Source organism: Actinoplanes sp. NPDC049598 (assembly GCF_040675435.1).
In the GTDB taxonomy this organism is placed as follows: Bacteria; Actinomycetota; Actinomycetes; order Mycobacteriales; family Micromonosporaceae; genus Actinoplanes.
In genome coordinates this window covers 172090-197237 of the sequence record NZ_JBFAOX010000002.1, presented here as the reverse complement: position 1 = coordinate 197237, position 25148 = coordinate 172090, and the positions used below count along the sequence as shown (strand labels likewise).

Below are 25148 nucleotides of genomic sequence, written 5' to 3'. Positions count from 1 at the left end.
ACCTGCCGTTCATCCGATAGGCGCAGATTGTAGAAAGTGGACGAGCGCCGCCGGCACCGTCGAACGGCTTCCGTCGTATCACCGACAGCCAATGGTTTGGGCCTTCCGGCGGATGACCGGAGACGGCCGGCTCTCGCTACGCTCGCCGAGGACCGGCCCGGTGTGTCCTGTGCGGAGGGCCGGAGCGACACCGAAATGGCGAGGAGAGGCAGCGGGTGGACTTCTGGGACCTGACCAAGCTGGTGTTCCGGCGTTGGTACGTGGCCGTGCCGCTGTTGGTCCTGACCGGCCTGGCCGCCGGGTACATATCCCGAACCGTGCAGCCGGACTACAAGGCGACGGCATATGTGCAGCTCATACCGCCGCCCGAGGCGTCCATCGCCAAGGACATCAAGACGCTGCGCAACCCGTGGCTCGACCTCGGCCTCGGCTCGCTGAACACGGCCGCGACCTACGCGACGGTGGACAAGAAGTTCCTCAACCAGCTCAAGACGAGCGGGCTGAGCGACAACGTCGTCATCGAGAACGGCTATCCGGCGCCGATCGCCACGGTCGAGACCATCGGCACCAGCCAGGAGATGGCCACGAAGACCGCGGACGCCGTGGTCAAGAAGTTCAACGACACGGTAAAGCAGCTCCAGGACGACTACGCCGTGAAGACGCCGGGCCGCATCCTGACCCGCCGGCTCGACACGGGCAACAATCTCGAGGAGACCGGCGGCAAGGTGAAGCGGGCCCTGGTCGCCGTGGCCGGCGCCGGCGCCCTGGTGACCGGTGGCCTCACGGTCGCCTTCGACGCCCTGATGCGGCGGCGGTCCCGTCGGCGCAAGGAGTCCGGCGAACCCGTGGCGGCCGGCAACCCCCCGGAGACGACTCCCGAGAGCAAGCTCGTGCTGCCCGGCTCCGGGCCCTCCCTGCCCGACCCGGGCTCGCAGACCGTGCGGCTGCCGGCGAACGGCTCCGGCCGCCCGGCCGGCACGGTGGTGCAGAGCGGGGCCCGCAACGGCAAGAACGGCCGCAGCGACGCGAACCCGCCCGGTGAGTCGACGATCCTGCTGCCCTCGTCGGTCTATCAGAAGCCCGGCAAGGGCCCTGGCAGTCAACGTTGACCGCCCCGGCGGCCGTCCACCCGGGTGACCTCGAGCCGTCCCTGCTGAACGGCCACACCTACCTCACCCGGCGCCGGATCCTCAAGCTCGACGCGGCGACGCTGCTGGGCCTGATGCTGGTCCTGCTGACGGCGATCCCGGCTCGTCTGATCATCCCGGGCACGACGGACGTGGGCCGGCCGGCGATCGTGGTCTGCCTCGGCCTGTTCTGCTGGTGGGTGCTGAGCAAGCTCAACCCGCACCTCGTGCTGACCGGCAACCAGCCCATCCGCTGGGCCCTGCTCATCTACTGGCTGTCGATCCTGGTGTCCTACGGCACCGGGTTCCTGCGCGGTCTCACCGGCATGGAGGCCAACTCCTCCGACCGGTGGCTGATCAGCACGGCCGCGTTCAGCGGGGTCATCCTGGCCGCGGCCGACGGCCTCACCAACTGGGAGAGGTTCCGCAGCGTCCTGCGGGTCCTCGTCTACTGTGCCGGCTTCCTCGCGCTGGTCGGTCTGGTGGAGACCGTCCTGGCCCGGGACGTCACGCAGTACCTCGTCCTGCCCGGCCTGGCCGAGAAGGGCCCGGCGCCCGAGCTGCAGGCCCGCGGCGGCGGGTTGCGCGTGGCCAGCAACACGACGCACTACATCGAGCTGAGCGCGGTGCTGGCCACGGCGCTGCCCTTCGCCATCCACCTGGCCCGGTTCGCCACCTCCCGGTGGGAGAAGCGCCGGCTCGCGTTCGCGGCCGTCCTGATCGGGGCCGGTATCCCGGCCACGATCTCCCGCACCGGCATCGTGGCCGTGGCCATCATGGCACTGTGCCTGATGCCGCTCTGGACGTGGCGGCTTCGCTACAACGGCATCATGATCTGCGTGGCGATGCTCGGTGTGCTGGCCGCGGTCAAGCCGTCGTTCGCGGCCACGTTGCTGGACATGTTCACCAACTACAGCGACGACCCGAGCATCACGTCCCGCACCGAACGGTACGAGCTGGTGGGGTACTACTTCGCCCAGACGCCGTGGTTCGGGCGGGGCACTGGCACGTGGGTGCCACCGCAGTATCAATATCTCGACAACCAGTGGCTGGCCACGGCCCTGTGCAACGGCATCATCGGTGTGGCTGCCCTCGCGCTGCTCTTCCTGACGGCGCTCGCGCTCGCCTTCATCGCCCTGCGGCGAGCGGCGACGCCCGAGGACAAGCACGTGTGCGCGGCGCTGATCAGCACTCAGCTGATCGCCATGTTCGTCTCGGCGACGTTCGACTCGCTCTGGTTCGACACCTACGCCACGGTGGTGGCGCTGACGGTCGGACTGTGCGGCGCGGTGTGGCGGTTCACCCACCCCAAACGGCAGATCAGGACGTCGACGGCCGGGCATCCGAGCTCGTGAGCTCCAGCAGGTCGGCCAGGGCCTCGGCCCGGCGGTCCCAGGAGTGCCCGCCGGCGAAGGCGCGACGGCGGGCCGCGAGCTGCTCGCTCGGTTCCGCGCCCAGCGCGGCCGTGGCCGCCGCCGCGAAGGCCCCGGGACCCGAGGCCTCGATGACGAGGCCGGTGCCGAGCCAGGTGTTGGCGGGTAGCGGGGTGGCCACGACGGGCCGGCCCGCGGCCAGGTACTCGAGGGTCTTGAGCGGGAAGCTGGCCCGATTGAACTCGGTGTCCGCGTACGGCAGCAGGCCGACCCGCATGAGCCGCAGATAGGATGGCAACTCCTCGAACGGCTTCGCGCCCACCCACGTCACGTTGGCCCGCGCGCACAGGGCCTCGAAGCGCTCGGTGCGATAGCCGGGCACCGCCGGCCCGACCAGCAACAGCGAGGCGCCGGTGGCGGCCACGGCCTCCAGCAGCGCGAGGTCGATGCGGTGGTTGAGGTAGCCGACGAAGCCGACCATCGGACCCGGCAGGTCGACGTCCGTGGGCATGGGGGCCTGCTCCACGCCGTCGTAAGCCCCGGGAAGACACCCGTTCGGGACGAGCTCGGCCTTCCACCCGGAGTCGGCGTAGCGATCCCGCAGGCCCGGCGAGACCACGGCGATCGCGTCGGCGCCCCGGATCGTGGACGCCTCGTCGCGCAGGAGCCGCTCGCGGGACTCGCCGAGCAGCTCGGCCCCGGCCGGCAGGTCGTCGGTGGCGAAGAACAACCGCCGCCGGGCCGGCACGGCCGACCACAGCGGGGTCACCCGGCACGAGACGACACCGGCGACCGTGCCGGTGCGGCCGTAGAGCCGCCGGAGGGCGGCCCGTGTGCCCCGGGCGACCAGGGGAGCGGTGAGACGGTTCAGGCCGGGCCGGTGCATGCCGGGTGACACCCGGGTCACCGCCCGGGCCAGACGCGGCCCCAGCACCTCCAGGCGGGGCCGGTCGGCCAGCGTCGAGGCGAAGGCCGGGTTGCGCAGCGCGGTGAGCACCGAGACCGGCGGCTCGACGTAGAGCACGGGCGCGTGCCGGCTCAGCGCCTCGGCGATGTGGCGGTCGGTACCCGCCGGTCCGTACCAGGTGCTGTTCGCGAAGTAGATGACCAGATCCTCCAGGGCGCCCTGGAGAGCGGGGACCGTCACGTGTCTCCTCGTTCTACGGATTGACGGGTTTTCCGGTGTCGGCCCAGACGTTGCCCTGCCACACGTTGCCGCTGCCGTGCGCGTCCCAGTAGGAGACCGGGCCGTACTGCCCGCCCTTGGCGTGCACCTCACGGCTGAACGCGTTGTTCAGGATCTTGATGTTGTGCGAGGTGCCCAGCTTGCCGGCCCCCGCGTAGAGCGCGTAGCCGCCGCCGGCCAGCAAGTTGTTCTCGATGAGCGCGCTGTGCTGCACACCGAAGTCCTGGAACAGCGCGACCGCGGCCGTCTGGTCGAGCGTGTTGATGACCGTGTTGTGCCGGATCACCAGTTGCTTGCCGGCCGCCGGTCCCGAGTTCGACTGGATCATGTCGGTGTGGTCGCCGTCGAAGTAGATCGGGTCGTGCAGGTAGTTGTCCTCGATCAGGCCCGAGTTGGTGGAGATGGCGTCGGAGCAGATCGACATGTCGGTGCGCTTGATGGTGATGTCGCCGCCGAGGTTGAAGATGGCGTGCTGCAGGCGGTCCTTGCCGTTCCCGCGGATCTCGCTGTCCTGGACGACCAGGCCGGAGAAACCCTCGCGCTGGATGATGCCCCACTCGCCGGCGGTGATGACCCGGGTGTTCTTGATGGTCACGTTGTTCGCCTCGACGCTGATGTCGGCCCGCATGTCGGCGCCGTCGATCACCGTGCCCGGCTTCATGATGCGCAGGACGGTGCTGCTGGGGGCCTTGAGAGCGGCGCCGGCCGGGACTCCGGTGTTGCCGGCGTTCGGGAACGAGCCACGGAGCTTGGCGGCCGGGCTGGCCGACTCGGCCTTCGGCGCGGAGCCGGCCGGGGCCGAGCTCGGCGCGGCCGGACTGCCTGAGCCACTGGAGGAGGGAGACGGGGCGGCCGACGACGGGACGACGGGACCGCTCGACGCCGGCGCGGCCGGGCCGGCCGAGTCCGGCGTGGTGGTCGGTGACGGGCGATGGGCGGCGGTCGACTCCCGGTCGGCGTCGTCGCGGTCCGTCAGGGCCACGGCGACGACCAGCAGGATGATGACCACGGCCACTCCGGCGATCGCCACCAGGACGGGCGGCGAACGGAACAGTGAGCGCACAGAACCCCCTCAGGCCCGGACAACGGCACTCTATCGACGCCGAACGCCGCTTCGCAGGCCCTTCCGGGCCGCTGTGGCCGGCATGCGTACCAGTCGATGTGCGCCCTTCGGTCAACCGCCGCCGACCGGGTGGCCGAGATCGGCCGCCACTGTGTCGGAACCGCGACCGAGGCCACGATGGACCCTTCTGCGGCTGCTCCGGTGGGCGTTACGGTGCACCCGGCGCGCTCCGCGCCACAGGCATGTGCCGACGAGAGGAATGGCCGGGATGGGATCGCAGTCCATCAGGGAACGCGTCGTCGACCGCAACGAGTCGTGGGGCGGCAAGCGGCGGGCCAAGCGATGGGACTGGCTGGTGCGTGAGTTCCCCGACCTCGATCGGATGTCGGTGATCGACCTCGGCGGCGACGCCGGCACATGGACCCAGTCGCCGTTGCACCCCAAGCACGTGCACGTCGTCAACATCGACACCCCGCCGGACGAGGTGCCGGACTGGATCACCGTCGACAACGGCGACGCCTGCGCCCTGCCGGCCGAGATCGTGTCCCGTCGCTACGACCTGGTCTTCTCCAACTCGGTCATCGAGCACGTGGGCGGCCACGAGCGGCGGTTGCGGTTCGCCGAGTCGGTGCACACGCTGGCCCCCGCGCATTGGGTGCAGACCCCGTACCGGTACTTCCCCGTCGAGCCACACTGGATCGCCCCCGGTATGCAGTTCTTCCCGGTGCGGGCGCGCGCGGCGTTCGCCCGGCGCTGGCCGCTGGCTCACGTCCGCTCGGCCGACCTGCGCGACGCTCTGACCGGCGTGCTCTGGACCGAGCTGCTCGACCGCAGCCAGATGCGGTACTACTTCCCGGATTCGGCGATCCAAGGCGAGCGGCTGGCCGGCTTCACCAAGTCACTGATCGCGGTCAAGAAGGCCTGACGACGGCGGGCGACCAGGCGTCGCGCACGAGCAGGCGCGGCGCGCCGGTCCCGTCGGCCGGCACCGCCCAGATGTCGCTCGTGGCGGCGCCGCTGTCGCTGGTGCGCGGCAGGCCGTAGAGCACCGTGTCGTCGTCGAGCCACTCGGCCTGGTCGTCGACGCTGGTCTGCTCGGCCAGCAAGGTCTCCTGGCCGGTGCGGAGGTCGTAGACGGCGAGGCGCCATTGGCCGTTGGGCAGGTTGCCGTGTTTCTTGAAGGCGATCCGGGTGCGGTCGGGGGAGAGCGAGGGGCATTCCACGTCCGTACGGATCGAGTCGAGTCGGTGGCTGGACAGGCTTCCCTTGACCAGCCACGTCGTGCCGCCGGAGGCCGCCGTCGCGTAGAAGGTGTCGTCGTCGGCGAACGTGACGCCCCAGAGGTTGCGGTCGGCGGCGGTGACCCGCTTGCCGTCCACGTAGAGCTTGAAGTTCTCGAGGTCGGCCGAGCCCTTCCCGCCCGCCCCGATGCGGGTGATCAGGGTGCGGGTCGAGAACTGCCCGACGGTGGCGTAGGAGTCGCCGTAGACGAAGGTGGTCGTGACGGCCAGCGAGCCGTCGCGGGAGAGCCGCACGCGGCTGGGCAGGCCGGTCAGCGGCAGATCGCCGGTGGCCTCCCAGGCGTCGTCGAGCACCTCGGCCTTGTACGTGTTGGTGATGCCACGCCGGGCCGACAGGCACACCGATCGGCCCGCGGCCGCGTACGCCCGCTCGCACGACATGGTGGTCAGCGCGCGGGCGCCGCCGGGGTCGCTCAGCGGGACGACCGCCAGCTTGCCGTAACCGTTGCCCAGGGCCGTGTTGCGGAAGACGAGGTGGGGCCCGGCCGTCGCGGTGGTGAGGTCGGCGACCGGCACGGCGGGCGCCGCCTCGGCCTCCGACGCCTGTTCACGTTGTACGCGCAGCACGTAGACGACCGCGACCAGCAGGGCCAGCACGACGACGGCGGCCAGGACGGCCACGCGGATCCGGGTGCTCACGCGCGGGCCGCCTCGGAGGGCCGCAGCAGCATCCAGGCCGCGGGCAGCGCGCAGGCCAACAGCACGCCCACCACGAGCAGGGCGTTGCCGCGGCCGATCAGCACCCACAGGCTGCCGAAGGCCAGGGCCGAGACGAAGCGGGACAGCGCGACCACGGTCTGCGCGGCCGCGATGCCGCTGCCCCGGGTCTGTTCGCTGACCAGCCGGCTCACCAGCGCGGGCAGCACGCCGTCGGTGGCCGCGTAGTACGTGCCGAGCAGCAGCAGGACCAGGATCGTGGTGGCGATGCCGCCGAACTGGCCGCCGGCCGCGAAGTAGGCCGCGAGCAGCGCGACGTGGCCGCCGACGAAGACCCGGGCCCGGCCGACGCGGTCGGCCAGCCGGCCCAGGGGCAGGGCGAAGGCCAGGTACGCCACGTTGGTGCCCACATAGAGCAGGGGGAACAGGCTCGCCGTGAGGTCGTCGCGTTGCTGGACCGAGAGGTAGAGGAAGCCGTCGCCGACCGTCAGCACACCCAGGATCGCGGTCGCGATCAGCGGCTTGCGCAGGCCGCGGCCGGCCAGTTCACGGAACACCACCCGCAGCCCGGTGCGGGCCGCGGCCGCGTGGGTGCGCATGTTCGGCACGAACAGCAGCAGAACCGCGAGGCCGACGACCGCGAAGGCGAAGGAGACCACGAAGACCGAGTCGTAACTGCCCGGAACCATGGCCAGCAGGGCGAAAGCCACCAGGGGGCCGAGCACGGCGCCGATCGTGTCGAGCGTGCGGTGCACGCCGAAGGCCCGGCCGAGCTCGGTGGGGTCGCTCGAGGCGGCGATGAGCGCGTCGCGCGGGGCCGTCCGCAGGCCCTTGCCGAGCCGGTCGGCCGAGATGACCGAGACGATGGCGGCCAAGCCGTGCGCCGGCAGCAGCGCGATGCGGCTGATCGCCGATACGCCGTAACCGGCCACCGCGATCCACTTCGGGTGCCCGTGCCGGTCGGCCGCGTAACCGCCGCCGATCCGTACGACCGCGCTCACGCCTTGGTAGAGGCCGTCCACAAAGCCGTACGCGAGGTAGCCGAGGCCGACCTGGGTGGTCAGGTACAGCGGCAGGACCGCGGCGACCATCTCCGAGGAGATGTCGGTGAACATGCTGACCACGCCGAGGAGCACCACGGTCGTCGCCACCCGGCCGGCCGTTCGGCCCGGCTGGGCCGCGGGCCGGTCGCGTACCGAGACGTACACGTATTGCCCTGCCTTTCCTGGTGTTGCCGGATTGCTCCACCACCTTGTCGCACAACCGGGTACCGGCGGCAGTCGGCCGTCCGGCCGAGGCTGGGCATCCGTCGGTCCGTCCACGGTGGCCGACCGGTGTGTCCTCGAGCGAGGATCCGACAGAGGGTGGTGTCGATCGTCGGCCCCCGGCGATACTGCCAGCGTGATCAGCGTGGTTGTCCCGGCGCACAACGAGGCGCCCGTGATCGGCCGGCTGCTGCACGGCCTGCTGGCCGGTGCGCAGCCCGGGGAGATGCAGGTCGTCGTGGTGCCCAACGGGTGCACCGACGACACCGCGGCGCTGGCCGCGGAGTTCGGCCCGCCGGTGGAGGTGGTCGACCTCGAGCGGCCCGGCAAGTACGGCGCGATGAGGGCCGGCGACGACCGGGCCACCGGCCGCGATGTGGTCTACCTCGACGCCGACGTCGAGATGAGCGTGGACGACCTGCGGCGCCTGTCCGAGGCGCTGCGGGAGCCCGGGGTGCTGGCGGCGGCGCCGGAGCGGGTCGTCCCGACGAAGCGGTCGTCCTGGCCGGTCCGGTGGTACTACGACGTCTGGCAGCAGCTGCCGGTGGTGCGCGAGGGCCTGTTCGGCCGCGGCGTGATCGCGGTGACCGGGGAGGCCCGCGAACGGCTGCGGGCCGTGCCCGACGTGATGGGCGACGACCTGGCCGCCTCGGTGGCGTTCAGCCCGGCCGAGCGGCGGATCGTGCCGGGCTCACGCGTCGTGGTGCATCCGCCGCGCACGCTCGGTGATCTGATCCGGCGCCGGGTCCGGTCGGTGACCGCGACGACGCAGCTGCGGCAGTCGCTGCCGGAGGCGGTGGACGAGGCGCGGACGACGAAGGCCGACCTGATCGGCATCCTCCGGGCCAATCCGCTGGCGGCCCCCAAAATGGGCGTCTTCCTCGCGGTCACGCTCATCACCCGGCGGCGGGCCGAACGGGCCGTGCGCGCGGGCGACTTCACCACCTGGCTCCGAGACGAAAGCAGCAGGACAGCATGAGAGTGGCGGTCGTAGTCGTCTCCTACAACAGCGCGGCCGTGCTTCCGGGCCTGTTGCGCTCGCTCGGCGAAGGACTGAGCGGCCTCGACTGGGGTCTCTACCTGGCCGACAACAACTCGGCCGACGACAGCGTGGCCGTCGCCCGCGAGCTCGTGCCGGGGTGCCACATCGAGCAGACCGGGCGCAACGCCGGCTACGCGGCCGCCTTCAACGCGGCGCTGCGGGTGGCCGATCCGTACGACGCCGTCCTGCTCCTGAACCCGGACGTCCGGCTCAAGCCCGGGTCGGTGGCCAAGCTGGCCGCCCGGCTGGCGAAGGAGGAGGTCGGCATCGCGGTGCCGCGCATCCTCGGCGAGGACGGCCATGTGGCGTTCTCGCTGCGCCGCGAGCCGACCGTGCGCCGCGCCCTGGGCGAGGCCGTGCTGGGGCAGCGAGCCGGCCGTTTCCCGGCGCTGGGGGAGACGGTGCTCGACCGCGAGGCGTACTTCACCGACGGCACGGCCGACTGGGCCACCGGCGCCGTGATGCTGATGTCGCGGGCCTGCCTCGAGGCGTGCGGGCCGTGGGAGGAACGATTCTTCCTCTATTCCGAGGAAACGGAATTCGCCCTGCGCGCCCGGGATCATGGTTTCGTGACCGAGTTGGTGGCCGACGCCGAGGTTGTCCATATCGGAGGCGAATCGCGGGTCTCGCCGGCCTTGTGGAGCCTGCTGACCGTCAACCGGGTCCGGCTCTACCGGATGCGGCATTCCGGGGCGGCCACCGTGGCCTACTGGTCGGCCGTCTTCCTGCGTGAAGCGTCCCGGGCTGCGCTGGGTCACCAGCGCAGCCGCCGTGCGGTGACCGCCCTCGTCCGTCCCGCCACACTGCCGTTTCCGCCCTCTGCTTCCTGAAAGTTCGATCGGAATTACGTAGGAAACAGCTGAGAAACGTCGGACTCTTAGCGTTCCGATCCGTAATTCCCTTCACCTTTCTGGGGAGAAATGCGTGCACGGAACATTTAGGCGCGTACTCGGAATTGTTCTGCCGGTCGTCGTCTCGATCGCGGGTCTGACCGCGCCGGCGATGGCCGCCACGACTCCGAAGCCGGTGTCTCCTCCCGACCCGACCGCGCGGGGCCCGTACGGCCACCAGGTCGTCCAGGAGGCCAAGTTCGGCCTGGCCACCATCCAGGAGCCCAACTCCGACGGCGCGGCCCCCACGGCGGGCACGGCCCAGGCGCCGATGGACGTCGAGATCCGCGGCCAGCTCCACATGCCCGACTGGAAGCTGCGGGCCAAGCCGTCGCCGCTGATCGTGCTGGTGCATGGCAACCACGGCTCCTGCGACTCCGGTCAGGACTCGGCGACCGCCACTTGCGCGCAGTACAAGCACAACGAGAGCGGCTACGCCTACCTGGCCGAGAACCTAGCCACGTGGGGCTACACCACGTTCTCCATCTCGCAGGACCAGCTGATGATGCGCCAGGACGGCAACAAGGGCAAAGGCATGCACAACCGCCGCATGCTCCTGGCTGCCGCGCTCGACGCCATCACCGCCGCCAACAAGGCCAAGGGCCTGCCGGTCGACGCGCACACCACCATCGGCAAGACACTGGCCGGGCGCCTCGACATGACTCGCATCGGGCTGATGGGGCACTCGCGCGGCGGCGACGCGGTCACCAACTTCCTCGACTACAACCGGATCCGTACCGACGGCCCGCGCTACCCGATCAACGGGGTCATCTCGCTCGCCCCGACCGACTACGAGCGCAAGGCGCCGTACGGCATGCCGTACATGTCGATCCTGCCGATGTGCGACGGTGACGTGTCCAACCTGATGGGCGCGCGGCAGTTCGAGCGCGGCCAGTACGTCAGCGAGGGCGACCCCTTCCCGCGGATCCAGGTCGAGCAGCTCGGCGCCATCCACAACTGGTACAACTCCGTCTGGTACGCCGACGGCGGGGCCGACGGGCAGGCTAACAACGACGCCGCCTGCGGCAACTCGGCGCCGTTCGCCACCACCAACGTGCACCCGCACAACCTGCGGCTCAGCGGCGCGGCGAGCTACACCGACCCGGCGCTGAACTACGCGATCGACAACTCGGACCCGCTGAACCCGGCGGTCAACACGAAGATCTCGGGCGACCCGCAGCGGATGGGTGACCAGGAGAAGCTCGGCCTGGCCACGATGGCCGCGTTCTTCCGGCGCTACATCGGCGGGGAGGGCGCGTTCGAGCCGTACATGACCGGCGAGCTGTCCACCACCGCCTCGCACCTTCAGGTGCCGGCGAGCGCCTGCCCGGCCAGCGTGTCGGGCACGGCCATCAAGTGCGAGGAGCGGGTCAACACCACCTACTTCGCGGGGGCCGGGGCCCGGGTCGACCTGATCCGGCCGGAGACCGGGAACCCGCTCGGCCTGAACGCGCTCGGTGGGGCGCTGAGCGGGTCGGGCTTCGCCGATCCGTACGCCCAGGCCGCCGGTGTGACCACCAAGCCGGCGCCGACCCCGCAGGGTTTCGACTGGTGCAACCCGGAGCCGCAGGACTTCGCCCCGGCCCAGCTCGGCAAGAGCGGGCTGCCGGCCGCGGCCAAGCAGTGCCCGCTGCCGGCCGCGACCGCGCTCGGCGGCCAGAACGGCACCCGCGAGAACGCCCCGATCAACCACTCGTACGGCCGTCAGCTCACCCTGGCCTGGGAGCCGGGCTCGGCGGCGACGCTGACCGCGCAGATCCCGGCCGCCTCGAAGAACCTGAAGGGTCTGGAGGCGCTGGCCCTCGACGCCGCGGTCAACTTCTTCGACACCCGCAACCCGGGCGCGGACAACCGCGGCGACAACACCCGTTCCGGCGCGGACTGGCCCAATGAGAAGCCCACGTCGTACGACCCGGCCTCGACCACCCAGGACTTCGTCATCGCGCTGAAGGACACGGCGGGGCGCGAGGCCACCGTCGCGGCCGGCGATCCGCGCTGGGGCAACGCCCTGCACATGTCGACCGGCACCAACACGCCGAACACGCACATCGTGCTCGACCAGATCCGTGTGCCGCTGACCGAGTTCGCCCGGCAGGGCGTCGACGTCGGCTCGCTGGCCGGGTTGCAGCTGCGCTTCGGCACCGGCGCCATGCCCAAGTCGGGCTCGATCCAGCTGGCCGACGTGCGCTTCCAGGAAAGCGCCGGCGGCGCCCAGATCCTTTCGGACGGCACGAACAAGGCTAACGGCGCCGGGTACGGCCGGTACGCCTCGGACGGCCCGATGCCGGCGGCGGCGCTCGCGGCGTACGACAACTCGCCCGGTGAGGTGGCGCTGAAGGACAGCGGCACCCTCTGGACCGTCGACGACGACCGTGAGCAGTGCCCGGCCGCGCAGTTCACCTCGATCCAGACGGCCGTGGACTTCGCGTCGCCGTGGGACACGATCGTCGTCTGCGACGGTCTCTACCAGGAGTCGTCGACCCCGGTGAACAGCAACTCCAATCCGGTGCAGGCGGGTGCCAGGAACGGCCTGACCATCACCAAGCCGGTGAAGATCAAGGGCGCCGGCGCGAACAAGGTGACCATCGAGCCCGACCAGTCGCTCACCACGCTCGCCGGCGATCAGCCCTACCTGCGCGACGGCGGCGGCAACGTCGTCACGGTGTCGCGGCAGTCGCTCGGCTCGACCGACACCAACGAGATGTTCGTCGACATCTCCGGCGTCACGGTCACCCCGGGCAAGGTGGCCGCCGAGGCCGGCATCGCCTACTTCGGCGCGGCCGGCCGTCTCGAGAACAGCGTGGTGAAGTCGTCGGTCGTCAAGACCGGGCTGATCCAGGGCTCCGGCCCGGGAACGGTCGAGAGCGAGCTCACCGTGGCCGGCAGCGTGGTCACCGGCGGCATCCTGTTCGACGGTGCGCGCGGTAAGGACGGCGCGCCGGAGAACACGATCCGTAGCGGCATCCGCAATCACGGCTACGTGAGCCGGTCCGTCGTCACGGGTTCGGTCACGTTCACCTACGGCGCCGACGGTTTCGTCAAGGACAGCCGGGTCAGCGGCGGGGTCGTGCTGACCGACGCCGGCCCGGTCAGCGTCCCCCGGTCCCGCAACCTGCCGAGCGGGGTGGGCCGGGTGGCCGACGCCCGCCCGGCGGCCGCGATCGTGGACCCGGGCAGCCGGTCCACAGTGAAGGCCGGCGAGACCGTACGGCCGCTGGTGCGGGCCTCCGACGACTTCGGCGTGCGGTCGGTGGCGTTGTACGCCGACGGGGTCAAGGTGGGCGCCACATCGGAGTCCCCGTACCGGTTCTCGTGGACGCCGGGCGCGAAGAACGCGGGCCGTAAGGTGACCCTGCTGGCGGTGGTCACCGACTCCGCCGGCAACACGAGGGTGACCGCGCCGTCAACAGTGGCAGTCGCCCGGCGGTAGCCGCCGCCGGCAAGCAGGGGCCCTCCGTCCGGAGGGCCTCTTTTGCTGTCCCGGCTATCGTCCGAAGGTGTGAGGGCGCGGCCCGAAACGTCGAATTCGCATTGACCATTCTGAAAGAGGCGTCTGCCGGACGGTCGGAGTAATCGGCCAGCTCCGCGCGAATCGCCCGTAACGTCGAGTCAGGTACCTGTCACACCTTCCTGTCGGCCGACCGTCCTCAGTAGCCTCAGCCTCGGCCACGGAAAAACGTTGGCGGGCAAGCTGACCGAGCCCGCCGGTCGCCCTGCCTGCGGAAGGACGCCATGACGTCAGCACCTGCGAGATACGTCCACCTCGACGGAGGGACGATCGATCTGACCGACCGGCTCATCGCGCTCGCCTCGCGCGGGTTGCCCTCGATGTACCGCACCGAAACGGACGAATTCGCCTTCACTCGGGTATTTACTACTGAGAATGGTTTGGTCAGCGCCCATTTGTCCGGAACGAGTTTGCGGTACGCGGCGATCGTGGCGCTCGGCGTCGCCTGGCTGCCCGCCGGGCAGCAGCCCGCCCTGCTCGGCGGCCACGACCTCGAGAAGTTCGTGGCGCTGTTGATCGACCGGCAGGCCACCAGCACCAACCTCGGCGACATCGCGCTCGTGACGTGGGCAGCCGCCCAGATCGGACACTCGCGCCTGCCGGAGGCGTTGCAGCGGCTCACGACGTTCGACCGGCGCACCGCCGCCGAGTACGTCGTCGAGGCCTCCTGGGTCGTCGCCGCGCTGGCCACCGCCCGCCGGCAGGCCGACGTCGAGGAGCACCTGGCCCAGGCCCGCGCGCGCCTGCTCGGCAGCGTCCGGCCCGGCAGCCCGTTGTTCCCGCACGCGACCGGCCCCGGTCTGGTCAAGCCGTACCGCGACCACGTCGCCTGCTTCGCCGACCAGGTCTACCCGATCCAGGCGTTGGCCCGGCTGCACCAGTCCGGCGCCGATCCCGAGGCGCTGCAGGCGGCCCGGACCACCGCCGAGCAGATCTGCCGGCTGCAGGGCCCGGAAGGGCAGTGGTGGTGGCACTACGACGCCCGCACCGGCGGCGTTGTCGAGGGCTACCCGGTGTACACCGTCCACCAGCACGCGATGGGCCCGATGGCGCTGCTCGACCTGGCCGAGGCGGCCGGCGGCAGCAGTGACTACGACGAGCCGATCCGCCGGGGCCTGCGCTGGCTGCTCGGCCCGGCCGAGCTCGGGGCCACGGAGAACCCGATGCTGCTCGACGACGAGGGCCTGACCGTCCGGAAGGTCTTCCGGGGCGACCCGCGCAAGATCGTGCGCGCGGCCCACACCGTCACCACCCGGGCCCGCTCCGGCCTCAGGATGCCGGTCATCGACCGGGTCTACAAGCCACTCGCGCTCGACCGCGAGTGCCGCCCGTACGAGTTCGGCTGGCTCTACTTCGCCTGGCTCGCCTCCGTGGAGGTTCCGGCCGAGGGGATCGCCCGATGACCACGACGACCACTACGGACGGCCGGCGCGACCTGTTCGGCATGCCGCTGGACGCGCTCACCCTCGAACAGACCGTGCAGCGCTGCCTCGACTCGGTCGGCCAGGGCGAGCTGCTCGAGGTCGGCGTCGTGAACGCCGCCAAGATCGTGAAGATGCGGAGCGACGCCGGCCTGCGCGACGCGGTGACCGGCTGCGGCCTGATCGTGGCCGACGGCCAGTCGGTCGTCTGGGCCAGCAAGGTGCTGCGGCAACCGCTGCCCGAGCGGGTCGCCGGCATCGACCTGTTCCAGCGCCTGATGTATATGGCCGAGCTGCGCGGCCACTCGGTCTACTTCCTCGGCGCCAAGCCCGAGGTGCTCGAGACCATGGTCGAGCGGGTCCGCAAGCAGCACCCGAAGCTGAAGATCGCCGGGTACCGCGACGGCTACTACCCGACGGAGGAGTCGGCCGCGGTGGCCGACGGCATCAAGGCCAGCGGCGCCGATCTGCTGTTCCTCGGCATGACCTCGCCCAAGAAGGAGGTCTTCGTGGCCACCCACGGCGCCCGCACCGGGGCCAAGGTCGTCCATGGCGTCGGCGGCTCCTTCGACGTGCTGGCCGGGGTGGTCAAGCGTGCCCCCGCGGCCTGGCAGCGGCTGGGCTGCGAATGGCTCTACCGGGCCCTGCAGGAGCCCCGCCGGCTCGGCCGCCGCTACCTGACCACCAATGTCGCCTTCGTCGGGCTGGTCGCCCGCGAATGGGTGCGTACCACCCGGCCCGCGCCGGCCGCCAAGAGCAACTGAGGGGAAAGCTGCCATGCGAGTTGTCATCGCCGGCCAGGGCTATGTCGGACTGCCGCTGGCCGTCCGCGCGGCCGAGGTCGGGCACGAGGTCGTCGGCTTCGACGTCGACACCGTCCGCGTCGGCCGGCTCGTCGAGGGGGAGTCGTACGTCGAGGACATCCCGGCCGGGCGGCTGACCGCCGTCCTGGCCGGCGGCCGGTACAAGCCCAGCACCGATCCGGCCGACTGCGCCGGCTTCGACGTCGCCGTCATCACGGTGCCCACGCCGCTGCGGGACGGGGCGCCCGACCTGTCGTACGTCGAGGCCTGCTCCGAGATGCTCGGCGGTCACCTGCGCCCGGGCGCGCTGGTGGTGCTCGAGTCGACCACGTACCCGGGCACGACCGAGGAGGTCGTCCTGCCGATCCTGGAGAAGGCGTCCGGCCTGACCGCCGGCACCGACTTCCAGCTCGGCTTCAGCCCCGAGCGCATCGACCCCGGCAACCCGGCCTGGGGTCTGGTCAACACCCCGAAGGTCGTCTCCGGCCTGGACGAGGAGTCGCTCAAGCGGGTCAAGGGCTTCTACGACAGCGTCGTGGAGACCACCGTGACCGTCGGCTCGATGCGCGAGGCCGAGCTGGCCAAGCTCATCGAGAACACCTTCCGGCACGTGAACATCGCTTTGGTCAACGAGATCGCGATGATCTCGCACGACCTCGGCATCGACGTGTGGCAGGCGATCGACGCCGCATCGACCAAGCCGTTCGGGTTCATGAAGTTCACCCCCGGCCCCGGCGTCGGCGGCCACTGCCTCCCGATCGACCCGTCCTACCTGTCCTGGCGCGTCCAGCGGGCCCTGGGCCAGAGCTTCCGCTTCGTCGACCTGGCCAACGACATCAACAACCACATGCCCGACTACGTCGTCCGGCGGCTCATGGAGGCCCTCAACCGCCAGCAGCGCTCGGTCTCCGGCAGCCGGATCCTGTTGCTGGGCCTGGCCTACAAGAAGAACACCGGCGACGCCCGGGAATCGCCCGCGGTCCGTGTGGTGCAGCTGCTGCGCCAGATGGGGGCCGAGGTCCGGGTGGCCGACCCGCACGTGGTCGAGGCCGTGCACGGGGCGGAAGACCTGACCATGGTCACGGCCGACGCCGAGGAGGTGCGCGCCGCCGACGCGGTGGTGCTGCTGGCCGACCACGACGAGTTCGACTACGACCTGATCGGCCGTGAGGCCAGGTGCCTGCTCGACACGCGCCGGCGGCTGAGCGGCGACACGGTCGAGGTGATCTGAGCATGCCCCGGATCATCTGCGTGGCCGGGGCCCGGCCCAACTTCATGAAGGTCAAGCCGGTGATGGACGCGCTCGAGGCGCGCGGGGCCGAGGTGGTGCTGGTGCACACCGGCCAGCACTACGACGCCGCGATGAACGACGTGTTCTTCACCGATCTGGGGCTGCGCAAGCCGGACCGGCACCTCGGCACCGGCTCGGGCAGCCACGCCGAGCAGACGGCCCGCGTCATGCTCGCCTTCGAGCCGTTGGTCGACGAGCTGGCGCCGGACGCGGTCGTGGTGGTCGGCGACGTCACCTCGACGCTGGCCTGCGCGCTGGTCGCGGCCAAGGCGGGGGTCACCGTGGCCCACGTCGAGGCCGGCCTGCGCAGCCGCGACTGGAGCATGCCGGAGGAGGTCAACCGGCTCGCCACCGACCGGCTCAGCGACCTGCTGTTCGCGCCGTCGCCCGACGGCGTGGACAACCTGCGGGCCGAGGGCTACCACGACGACCAGATCCATCTGGCCGGCAACGTCATGATCGACACGCTGCACGCCAACCTCGACCGGGCGCTGGGCTCGGACGCGCTGCACCGGCACGGGCTCACCCCCGGCGGTTACGCGCTGGCCACCCTGCACCGGCCGGCCAACGTCGACTCCCCGGAGATCCTCGCCGCACTGCTCCAAGCGTTCGGCGAGGTGGCTCAGGAGCTGCCCGTCATCCTGCCGGTGCATCCGCGCACGGCGGCCCGGCTCGAGACGGCCGGGCTGCCCGCCGGTCTCCGGCTCATCCCGCCGGCCGGCTACCTCGACTTCATCGCCCTGCAGGCGTCGGCCCGGCTCGTGCTGACCGACTCCGGCGGGATCCAGGAGGAGACCACCGCGCTCGGGGTGCCCTGCCTGACCACGCGCGACTCCACCGAGCGCCCGATCACGCTCACCGAGGGCACGAACATCCTCGTCGGGCGCGACCCGGAGCTCATCGTGGCCACGGCCCGCCGGGTCCTGGCCGACCCGCCGGCCAAGCGGGCCCCCGCCCTCTGGGACGGCCACGCCGGCGACCGCATCGCCGAGACGCTGCTCGCGCACCTGGCCGCGCCGGTCCGGCGGCGCCCGACCGACGTCCGGGACACGACGGTCGGCACACCCGCCTGACAGGCAAGGGAGAACGGCCCGGCCCCTTTCCGGGGCCGGGCCGTTGCTCTTCGAGCCTTCGCGCCGGGCCGGTCTCAGTACGCGCCGGAGCTGCGGGCCACCGCGCTGACCGTGCGGGCCAGGATGGCCAGATCCATGGAGAGCGACCAGTTCTCGACGTACGTCAGGTCGAGCCGGATCGACTCCTCCCAGGACAGGTCGGAGCGGCCGGAGACCTGCCAGAGGCCGGTCAGGCCGGGCTTGACCACGAGCCGGCGCAGCATGTCGGACGGGTAGCCGGCGACCTCCTTGGCCAGCGGCGGCCGCGGGCCGACCAGCGACATGTCGCCCTTGAGCACGTTGACCAGCTGCGGCAGCTCGTCGATGGAGAAGCGGCGCAGCCACCGGCCGATCGGGGTGATCCGGGGGTCCTTGCGCATCTTGAAGAGCTCGCCGTCGGTGTCGTTGAGGTTGCGCAGCTCGATCAGGCGGGCCTCGGCGTTGACCACCATCGTGCGGAACTTGTAGAGGGTGAACAGCCGGCCGTCCTTGCCGACGCGCTCCTGCCGGAAGATGGCCGGGCCGCGCCCGCCGGGCCCGAAGGCCACCATCGCGGCCACCGTGGCCAGCACCGGGGACGCCAGCAGCAGCAACACGAAGGCGCCGACGCGGTCGAAGGCGGCCTTGACCAGCCGGGCGCTGCCTTTCAGACGCGGGTGCTCGACGTGCAGCATGGGCAGGCCGTCGACCGGGCGGATCGTGGTGCGGTCGCCCGCCACGTCGACCAGTGTGCTGGCCACGATGAGGTCGATCTCGTCCCGCTCGAGCTGCCAGGCCAGCCGCCGCAGGGCCGGGCCGTCGATCTCGGGGCAGGACAGCACGACCACCGTGTCGGCGTCGGAGCGGGCGACCGCCGCGGCCACGCCGTCGAAGGTGCCGTAGACCGGTGGGAGACCGAGCACGAAGCCCCCGCGACTCGGGCCGGGGGGCAGGCAGGCCCCGATGACGTCGAGGCCGTGGTGACGCTCTCGCCCGAGCCGGCGGGCCATGTCGGCCACGGCCCGCTCATGGCCGACCAGGATGACCCGGTGCAGGTGCCGGCCGCGGGCCCAGGAACCGTGCAGGAGCTGCCGCAGCACGAATCGCGCGGTCAGGCTCACGGCCACCGCCAACGGCATCGCGATAATCACGTAACCGCGGGCCAAACGCAGGTCGAAGGCGAACGAAACAATGGCCAGGCCGGCGGTCAGCGCCAATCCGGAACGGAATACCCGGGCGTACTCATCGGTGCCGACGAACAGGTGGCGGGGCTCATACGCGCGGTTGAGCGTGAGGCAGGCCAGCCAGGCCACAGGTATTAAAAATGTCAATAGAAAATAGCCGGAGGCGAACGGATCGCGGTTGGGTGCGCCGAAGCGCAGCAGCAGGGCCGAGCCGGCCGCCGCGAGGCCCACGGCGAAGTCGATGAGGTAGAGGGCCAGCACGTACCGGTTCTGCCAGCCGGCGCGGGCGTTACCGGCCCGCGGGCGGTTGTTGAGCAGCGGATTTCTGTCACTGAGGTCAAGGGTCGACACTGAATCGACTGTCTGCACTCGGTGCCTCCGTCATCGACTTTCGTCTATCCCCGCGCCGAGGTCACCGCCGGGCCGGACGTACCGGGCATGCCGGATACGCGTAGCCGCGGGTAACCCCTCGGACACACACGAGAAAGACTGCTGAACGGTCGGCCGTTCGCGCTACGCCTTTCCGTATGAGTCCGATGCCGATTCGGATGAGGGCGATGAAGAAACGGTGTCCAAAGTGGTCACATCGGACTATCCTCGGGTAGCGTCCCGCATCGGCGCACACCGCCGCCGAAATGCTTGTCTCATACCAACTGACAGGCGTGCGGTCAATCGTCCGCGGCGGATGGATGAATGTCTTGAACCCGACGCAGGGATTCGGTGAATTCACGGCACGTCTCGTATTGCGGCAGCAGGCCGGCGGCGCGTGCCTCGGTCAAGCTGGGGGCCGCCGCGTCCTTGGGGGACAGCAGGGCCGCGCCGGCCGGCCAGTCGATGGCGAGCTCCGGGTCCAGCGGGTGGATGCCGTGTTCGTGGCCGGGGCGGTAGGTCGCCGAGCAGAGGTAGGCGACGGTCGCGTTGTCGCTCAGGGCGCAGAAGCCGTGCCCCAGGCCCTCGGCGAGGTAGACGGCCTTGCGCTCGACGTCGTCGAGGGGCACGGCCTCCCACGCGCCGAAGGTCGGCGAGCCGACGCGGATGTCGACGATGACGTCCAGCACCGAGCCGGCCACGCACGTCACGTACTTGGCCTGTCCCGGTGGGACGTCGGCGAAGTGGACGCCGCGCACGACGTCGCGGGTGGAGGTGGAGAGGTTGGCCTGCCTCAGGTCCAGCGGATGGCCGACGGCCTCGGTCAGGCGGTCGAAGCGGTACCACTCCAGGAAGGTGCCGCGGTCGTCGCCGTGCTGGACGGGTGTGACCTCCCAGGCGCCCTCGATGCTCAGCGGGCGGATCTTCACCGGGGGCCTCCCATGTCCAGCAGGCGTTCGAGGTACTGGCCGTAGCCGCTCTTGAGCAGGGGTTGGGCCAGCTCGCGGAGCTCGTGGTCGGAGACGAAACCGAGGCGCCACGCGGCCTCCTCGACGCAGCCGATTTTGAGGCCCTGGCGTTCCTCGATGACCCGCACGTACTCCGAGGCCTGCACCATGGACTGGAACGTGCCGGTGTCGAGCCAGACGGTGCCCCGGTCGAGCACGGTCACGTCCAGCCGGCCGTCGCGCCGGTAGGCCTCGTTGACCGCGGTGATCTCCAGCTCGCCCCGGTCGCTGGGCTCGAGTCCGGCCGCGATGCGCACGACGTCGGCGTCGTAGAAGTACAGACCCGGGACGACGTACGTGGACTTGGGCTTCTCCGGCTTCTCCTCGATGGAGAGGACCTTGCCGTCGTCGTCGAACTCGACCACGCCGTAGCGCTCCGGATCGGCCACCGGGTAGGCGAAGACGCGACCGCCCCGCGGGTCGGCGAAGCGGGTGAGCTGCCGGCCCAGGCCGACGCCGTGGAAGATGTTGTCGCCCAGGATCAGCGCCACCGGGTCGGTGCCGATGAAGTCGGCCCCGATGCGGAACGCCTGCGCGATGCCCTCCGGGCGCGGCTGCACCGCGTACGTCAGGGCCAGGCCGAACTGCGAGCCGTCGCCCAGGAGCCGCTCGAAGTGCGGCCGGTCCTCGGGCGTCGTGATGATCATGATCTCGCGGATCCCGGCCGAGACCAGGGTGGTCAGCGGGTAGTAGATCATCGGTTTGTCGAAGATCGGCATGAGCTGTTTGGACATGGCCATGGTGATGGGCCAGAGACGTGAGCCGGTTCCCCCGGCGAGCAGAATTCCTCGCACTCGCGCAGGTTACGCAGAGTGCAGCGCCCGTCTACACTCGCCAGCCGTGCACATTTTCGTGACCGGGGGTGCCGGTTTCATCGGATCGGAGTACGTCCGCGCCGTCCTTCAGGATGAATACGCCGACGTGACCGTGCTCGACCTGCTGTCCTATTCGGGCAATCGGGCAAATCTGCCGCTGTCGCATGACCGACTCCGCTTCGTCCAGGGCGATATCACCGACGCTGACTTGCTTCGCCAGCTTCTGCCCGGGCATGACGCGATCGTCCATTTCGCGGCGGAGTCCCATGTGGACCGGTCGATTCAGAGCGCCACGCCGTTCGTCACGACCAATGTCCTGGGCACCCAGGTGCTGCTCGACGAGGCCCGCCGGGCCGGCGTCGGGCGGTTCCTGCACGTCTCGACCGACGAGGTGTACGGGTCGATCGCCGAGGGCTCGTGGACCGAGACGTGGCCGCTGGCCCCGAATTCGCCGTACGCCGCCTCGAAGGCCGGCTCCGACCTGATGGCGCTGGCCGCGCACCGCACCCACGGCATGGACGTGGTGGTGACCCGCTGCTCCAACAACTACGGGCACTACCAGTTCCCGGAAAAGGTCATCCCGCTGTTCGTCACGAACCTGCTCGACGGCAAGCCGGTGCCCCTCTACGGCGACGGCGGCAACGTCCGCGACTGGCTGCACGTCTCCGACCACGTCCGCGGCATCCAGCTCGCCCTGGCCAAGGGCCGGGCCGGCGAGGTCTACAACATCGGCGGCGGCACCGAGCTGTCCAACCTTTCCCTCACCGAGCTCCTCCTGGCCGCCTGCGGCGCCGGGTGGGACAAGGTGCAGCGGGTCGAGGACCGCAAGGGCCACGACCGGCGCTACTCGCTCGACATCACCAAGATCTCCGAGGAGCTGGGGTACGCCCCGGCCGTCACCCTCGAGGACGGGCTGGCCGCGACCGTCGAGTGGTACCGGTCGAACCGCGAGTGGTGGGAGCCGCTCAAGGCCCGGGCCGGTCTCTGATGCGCTGGCTCGTCACCGGCGCCGGCGGCATGCTCGGCCGCGACCTGGTGTCCGTGCTCCGGGCCTCGGGCGAGACCGACGTCATCGCCGCGACCCGGGCCGATCTGGACATCGGCGACGGGGCGGCCGTGCGTACGGCCGTCGAGGGTGTCGATGTGGTGCTGAACGCGGCCGCCTGGACCGACGTCGACGGCGCCGAGACCGCCGAGGAGGCGGCGACCGCGGTCAACGGCCGGGCGGTCGCCGTGCTGGCGGCGGCGGCCGGCCGGCGCCTCATCCACGTCTCGACCGACTACGTCTTCGACGGCACGGCCACCGCGCCGATCCTGGAGGACGCGATCCCGGCCCCGCTGAACGCCTACGGCCGCGGCAAGGCCATGGGGGAGCGCGCCGTTCTCGCGGCCGGCGGCTACGTGGTGCGTACGGCCTGGCTCTACGGCGAGCACGGCACCAACTTCGTCCGTACGATGCTGCGGCTGGCCGCCACCCGCGACACGCTCGACGTCGTCGACGACCAGCAGGGCCCGCCGACGTGGTCGTACGCCCTGGCCCGGCAGTTGGTCGCCCTGGCCCGCGCCGATGCCCGGCCCGGCCCGTACCACGGCACCGCGGCCGGCTCGACCACGTGGTTCGGTCTCGCTCAGGCCGTCTTCGCCGAGGCCGGCCTGGACCCCGCGCGCGTACGCCCGACGACCAGTGACCGCTTCGTCCGCCCGGCCCGCCGCCCCGCCTACAGCGTGCTCAGCCACTCCCGCTGGCCGGCCACGAGCGTCGCCCCGCTCCCGGACTGGCGCCCGATGCTCAAGGAGGCCATGCCGTTCCTGCTCCGCTGACCCTGCGCCCGCTGACCCCCGCCGACGCCCCGACCATCGCGTCGTGGGCCGGGGACCCGGTCTTCGTCGCCGGCGCCGGCTGGACACCCACTCTCAGCCCGGCCGCCCACGTGGCCTTCCAGCTCAACCTCATCACGAACCCACCGCCCGAGCTGATCCGGCTCGGCGCGGTCGAGAACGGCGACCTGGTCGGCTACGTCGACCTGCACGGCACCGAACCGGCCCGGCGCGAGCTCGGCTACGTCATCGGCGACTCCCGCCGCTGGGGCCGCGGCCTGGGCGGCGCCGCCGCCCGGGCCGGGCTCACCCACGGCTTCGGCGAGCTCGGCCTCACCCACATCTGGGCCGAGGCCGAACCCACCAACACCGCCTCGATCCGGATCCTGCGAAGCCTCGGCATGACCGAGCTCGAGCCGGACCCGCACCGGCGGTTCGAGATCTCTTTCGAGGCGTGGCGAGTTCGTTCTTCCGGTCATGGGGAGGGACTGTCAGGATGCGGGTATGGAGGATGAGGAACGGATCGGCCGGCGGGCCTTCTTCGGCCGGGTGCTGTGGGCGGCCGGAGGGGTCGCCACCGTGCTTACGCTCTCCGGGTGCCCGGGCGGCGACGGAGATGACGACGATGACGATGACGACGGCGGGGACGACGACTGAGTAGGCGTCAGGCGCGCGCGGTGTAAAGCCACGCGTAGCGGCGCAGCACCACGCGGTCGCGGGCGTTCAGGTCGGCGAGCAGGCGGGCGCGGAACTCGGCCCGGTGCTCGTCGCTCAGGTCGTCCAGGAACTTGCGGGTCCCGTGCGTCCGGAACCACTCCCACAGCGTCTCCGCGTCGGCGACCGGGAGCTCCACCCGCAGGTCCGTCTCCTCGATCGCGGTGAAACCGGCCGCGGCCAGGGACTCCAGCTCGTCGAACGGCTCACCCATGCCGCCGCCGGGCGGAAGGTGCTGCGAGAACTCGGCGAACAGGGCGTTGGCCCCGTCGGCGAACTCGAAACCCTCGGGCACGCGACCGGGCGTCGTGAAGGCGAACAGGCCGCCGGGCTTCAGGAGGCGCTTCACGACCCGTACGGCCGCAGTGAGGTCCGGAAGTAGATGCATGACGAAGCCGGCGGTGACCACGTCGAAGGTGGCGTCCGGAAAGGCCAGATGGCCGGCGTCCATGACGACGGCGTCGACGTGCGGGGCCAGCAGCTCGACCATGCGCGGGGCGGCGTCGGTCGCGGTGACCGTGAAACCGCGGTCGCGGGCCGGAAGCGCGATCGCACCCCGGCCCGCGCCGATGTCGAGCAGGCGGCCCCCCTGGTCGGGGAGCCGCTCGACCGTCTGGCGGCCGAACTCTTCGAAGAACGGGAGCACCTCGTCGTACTGGTCGGCGATGCGGTCGAAGAGATCGATGGTGGAGTCGGTCATAGCCAGATGTTGTCATGCTCCAGATAGAAGGCGGTGCGCTCCTCGTCCGACATCTCGGCCAGGTGGGCGAGGCCCTCGAAGTAGCCCTCGCGGGGCGCGCCGGGGGAGAAGTGCAGCAGCATCGAGACGGGAGCGCCCGAGCGGTTCTTGAAGGCGTGGACGCCGCCCGGCGGGACGTGCACGTAGTCGTGCGGGCCGGCCTCGATCCAGCGCTCGCCGTTGTAGATGCTCATGACGCCGTCGAGGATGTAGAAACTCTCGGCCAGCGTGTGGTGGAAGTGCGGGTCGGGGCCGGTGACGCCGGGACCGCACTCCCAGCGGTAGAGGCCGAACAGGCCACCGGTCGAGGCGCCCGTGGACAGGTAGTGCACGCGGGTGCCGTTGGTCGGATAGACGAGCTCCGGGGCGGTGCCGTCCGGGCGGTAGGTCGCGCTGACCTCGCCCTTGTCCCCGTGATACAGCGGCGGAGGATACGTCATGCGCTGATTGTCCCACTTCGTTGAGCGGGGCGCGGCCCCGCGGA

The 25148-nt window shown here is 70.9% G+C and carries 23 protein-coding genes; 14 read left to right on the top strand and 9 right to left on the bottom strand.

Going from position 1 to position 25148, the window contains the following annotated elements; translation table 11 throughout:
- Positions 1 to 215 precede the first annotated feature (215 nt).
- Together AB0J66_RS06735 and AB0J66_RS06730 are read left to right on the top strand one after the other, a co-directional pair.
- A complete protein-coding gene (locus AB0J66_RS06735; protein ID WP_364656450.1) occupies positions 216 to 1109 on the top strand; it encodes a hypothetical protein in 894 nt (297 codons plus the stop codon).
- Positions 1106 to 2482: an O-antigen ligase family protein gene (locus tag AB0J66_RS06730; protein ID WP_364656447.1), complete on the top strand. Its 1377-nt coding sequence runs from the start codon at positions 1106 to 1108 to the stop codon at positions 2480 to 2482. Before AB0J66_RS06735 ends, AB0J66_RS06730 begins: the two co-directional genes overlap by 4 nt.
- Here the strand turns inward: AB0J66_RS06730 and AB0J66_RS06725 are convergent.
- Positions 2448 to 3647: a glycosyltransferase gene (locus AB0J66_RS06725; protein ID WP_364656444.1), complete on the bottom strand. Its 1200-nt coding sequence runs from the start codon at positions 3645 to 3647 to the stop codon at positions 2448 to 2450. The genes AB0J66_RS06730 and AB0J66_RS06725 overlap by 35 nt on opposite strands.
- Positions 3648 to 3660: 13 nt before the next feature.
- The gene (locus AB0J66_RS06720; protein ID WP_364656441.1) at positions 3661 to 4749 is read right to left on the bottom strand and encodes a hypothetical protein; all 1089 of its coding nucleotides are present in this window, start codon (positions 4747 to 4749) and stop codon (positions 3661 to 3663) included.
- Positions 4750 to 5017: 268 nt separating this feature from the next.
- Between AB0J66_RS06720 and AB0J66_RS06715 the strand changes: the two genes are divergently transcribed.
- The gene (locus AB0J66_RS06715) at positions 5018 to 5674 is read left to right on the top strand and encodes a class I SAM-dependent methyltransferase (protein WP_364656439.1); all 657 of its coding nucleotides are present in this window, start codon (positions 5018 to 5020) and stop codon (positions 5672 to 5674) included.
- Here AB0J66_RS06715 and AB0J66_RS06710 read toward each other — a convergent pair.
- Both AB0J66_RS06710 and AB0J66_RS06705 read right to left on the bottom strand, forming a co-directional pair.
- A complete protein-coding gene (locus tag AB0J66_RS06710; protein ID WP_364656436.1) occupies positions 5661 to 6689 on the bottom strand; it encodes a hypothetical protein in 1029 nt (342 codons plus the stop codon). The genes AB0J66_RS06715 and AB0J66_RS06710 overlap by 14 nt on opposite strands.
- Positions 6686 to 7915 carry an MFS transporter gene (locus tag AB0J66_RS06705; protein ID WP_364656434.1) on the bottom strand — a complete coding sequence of 410 codons (1230 nt, stop codon included), beginning with the start codon at positions 7913 to 7915 and terminating at the stop codon, positions 6686 to 6688. The genes AB0J66_RS06710 and AB0J66_RS06705 overlap by 4 nt, the downstream gene beginning before the upstream one ends.
- Positions 7916 to 8108: 193 nt before the next feature.
- Here AB0J66_RS06705 and AB0J66_RS06700 point away from each other — a divergent pair, with 193 nt between their 5' ends.
- From AB0J66_RS06700 to wecB, 7 genes are all read left to right on the top strand, one after another.
- Entirely contained in the window at positions 8109 to 8951 is an 843-nt protein-coding gene (locus tag AB0J66_RS06700) for a glycosyltransferase (RefSeq protein WP_364656431.1), read from the top strand.
- Complete coding sequence (locus AB0J66_RS06695) at positions 8948 to 9844, top strand: glycosyltransferase family 2 protein (RefSeq protein ID WP_364656429.1); 897 nt, start codon at positions 8948 to 8950, stop codon at positions 9842 to 9844. The genes AB0J66_RS06700 and AB0J66_RS06695 overlap by 4 nt, the downstream gene beginning before the upstream one ends.
- A gap of 94 nt (positions 9845 to 9938) precedes the next feature.
- Entirely contained in the window at positions 9939 to 13334 is a 3396-nt protein-coding gene (locus AB0J66_RS06690) for an Ig-like domain-containing protein (protein WP_364656426.1), read from the top strand.
- 302 nt (positions 13335 to 13636) lie between these two features.
- Positions 13637 to 14815, top strand: coding sequence for a hypothetical protein (locus AB0J66_RS06685; RefSeq protein WP_364656424.1), 1179 nt, complete (start codon positions 13637 to 13639; stop codon positions 14813 to 14815).
- Entirely contained in the window at positions 14812 to 15597 is a 786-nt protein-coding gene (locus AB0J66_RS06680; RefSeq protein WP_364656422.1) for a WecB/TagA/CpsF family glycosyltransferase, read from the top strand. Before AB0J66_RS06685 ends, AB0J66_RS06680 begins: the two co-directional genes overlap by 4 nt.
- A 13-nt stretch (positions 15598 to 15610) precedes the next feature.
- Entirely contained in the window at positions 15611 to 16867 is a 1257-nt protein-coding gene (locus AB0J66_RS06675; protein WP_364656419.1) for a nucleotide sugar dehydrogenase, read from the top strand.
- A 2-nt stretch (positions 16868 to 16869) separates the two neighbouring features.
- On the top strand, positions 16870 to 18000 hold the full coding sequence (gene wecB, locus AB0J66_RS06670; RefSeq protein ID WP_364656416.1) for a UDP-N-acetylglucosamine 2-epimerase (non-hydrolyzing): 1131 nt from the start codon (positions 16870 to 16872) through the stop codon (positions 17998 to 18000).
- Positions 18001 to 18074: 74 nt separating this feature from the next.
- Here the strand turns inward: wecB and AB0J66_RS06665 are convergent, their stop codons facing one another.
- The 3 genes from AB0J66_RS06665 to rfbA form a co-directional block, all read right to left on the bottom strand.
- Positions 18075 to 19553, bottom strand: coding sequence for a sugar transferase (locus AB0J66_RS06665; RefSeq protein WP_364656413.1), 1479 nt, complete (start codon positions 19551 to 19553; stop codon positions 18075 to 18077).
- Between the two features lie 317 nt (positions 19554 to 19870).
- Positions 19871 to 20500 carry a dTDP-4-dehydrorhamnose 3,5-epimerase family protein gene (locus AB0J66_RS06660; RefSeq protein ID WP_364656410.1) on the bottom strand — a complete coding sequence of 210 codons (630 nt, stop codon included), beginning with the start codon at positions 20498 to 20500 and terminating at the stop codon, positions 19871 to 19873.
- Positions 20497 to 21372 carry a glucose-1-phosphate thymidylyltransferase RfbA gene (rfbA, locus tag AB0J66_RS06655; RefSeq protein WP_364656408.1) on the bottom strand — a complete coding sequence of 292 codons (876 nt, stop codon included), beginning with the start codon at positions 21370 to 21372 and terminating at the stop codon, positions 20497 to 20499. Before rfbA ends, AB0J66_RS06660 begins: the two co-directional genes overlap by 4 nt.
- Before the next feature lie 46 nt (positions 21373 to 21418).
- On the opposite strand from rfbA, the gene rfbB reads away from it, so the two are divergent.
- The 4 genes from rfbB to AB0J66_RS06635 are packed head-to-tail and all read left to right on the top strand — an operon-like array spanning position 21419 to position 23868.
- On the top strand, positions 21419 to 22381 hold the full coding sequence (gene rfbB, locus AB0J66_RS06650) for a dTDP-glucose 4,6-dehydratase (protein WP_364656405.1): 963 nt from the start codon (positions 21419 to 21421) through the stop codon (positions 22379 to 22381).
- Positions 22381 to 23214, top strand: a complete 834-nt coding sequence (gene rfbD / locus AB0J66_RS06645; RefSeq protein WP_364656402.1) for a dTDP-4-dehydrorhamnose reductase — start codon at positions 22381 to 22383, stop codon at positions 23212 to 23214. Before rfbB ends, rfbD begins: the two co-directional genes overlap by 1 nt.
- Positions 23136 to 23726, top strand: coding sequence for a GNAT family N-acetyltransferase (locus AB0J66_RS06640; protein ID WP_364657348.1), 591 nt, complete (start codon positions 23136 to 23138; stop codon positions 23724 to 23726). Before rfbD ends, AB0J66_RS06640 begins: the two co-directional genes overlap by 79 nt.
- Positions 23716 to 23868 carry a hypothetical protein gene (locus tag AB0J66_RS06635; RefSeq protein ID WP_364656399.1) on the top strand — a complete coding sequence of 51 codons (153 nt, stop codon included), beginning with the start codon at positions 23716 to 23718 and terminating at the stop codon, positions 23866 to 23868. The genes AB0J66_RS06640 and AB0J66_RS06635 overlap by 11 nt, the downstream gene beginning before the upstream one ends.
- Before the next feature lie 7 nt (positions 23869 to 23875).
- On the opposite strand, the gene AB0J66_RS06630 is transcribed toward AB0J66_RS06635, so the two are convergent.
- A complete protein-coding gene (locus AB0J66_RS06630; protein ID WP_364656397.1) occupies positions 23876 to 24625 on the bottom strand; it encodes a methyltransferase domain-containing protein in 750 nt (249 codons plus the stop codon).
- Positions 24622 to 25104, bottom strand: coding sequence for a cupin domain-containing protein (locus AB0J66_RS06625; RefSeq protein ID WP_364656395.1), 483 nt, complete (start codon positions 25102 to 25104; stop codon positions 24622 to 24624). The genes AB0J66_RS06630 and AB0J66_RS06625 overlap by 4 nt, the downstream gene beginning before the upstream one ends.
- Positions 25105 to 25148 lie beyond the last annotated feature (44 nt).

Excerpts from the sequence above, each read along its gene's own strand:
- AB0J66_RS06715 (WP_364656439.1), top strand. The coding sequence starts at position 5,018 with ATGGGATCGCAGTCCATCAGGGAACGCGTCGTCGACCGCAACGAGTCG.
- AB0J66_RS06630 (WP_364656397.1), bottom strand. The coding sequence starts at position 24,625 with ATGACCGACTCCACCATCGATCTCTTCGACCGCATCGCCGACCAGTAC.
- AB0J66_RS06695 (WP_364656429.1), top strand. The coding sequence starts at position 8,948 with ATGAGAGTGGCGGTCGTAGTCGTCTCCTACAACAGCGCGGCCGTGCTT.
- AB0J66_RS06635 (WP_364656399.1), top strand. The coding sequence starts at position 23,716 with ATGGAGGATGAGGAACGGATCGGCCGGCGGGCCTTCTTCGGCCGGGTG.
- rfbD (WP_364656402.1), top strand. The coding sequence starts at position 22,381 with ATGCGCTGGCTCGTCACCGGCGCCGGCGGCATGCTCGGCCGCGACCTG.
- AB0J66_RS06625 (WP_364656395.1), bottom strand. The coding sequence starts at position 25,104 with ATGACGTATCCTCCGCCGCTGTATCACGGGGACAAGGGCGAGGTCAGC.
- wecB (WP_364656416.1), top strand. The coding sequence starts at position 16,870 with ATGCCCCGGATCATCTGCGTGGCCGGGGCCCGGCCCAACTTCATGAAG.
- AB0J66_RS06680 (WP_364656422.1), top strand. The coding sequence starts at position 14,812 with ATGACCACGACGACCACTACGGACGGCCGGCGCGACCTGTTCGGCATG.
- AB0J66_RS06675 (WP_364656419.1), top strand. The coding sequence starts at position 15,611 with ATGCGAGTTGTCATCGCCGGCCAGGGCTATGTCGGACTGCCGCTGGCC.
- AB0J66_RS06685 (WP_364656424.1), top strand. The coding sequence starts at position 13,637 with ATGACGTCAGCACCTGCGAGATACGTCCACCTCGACGGAGGGACGATC.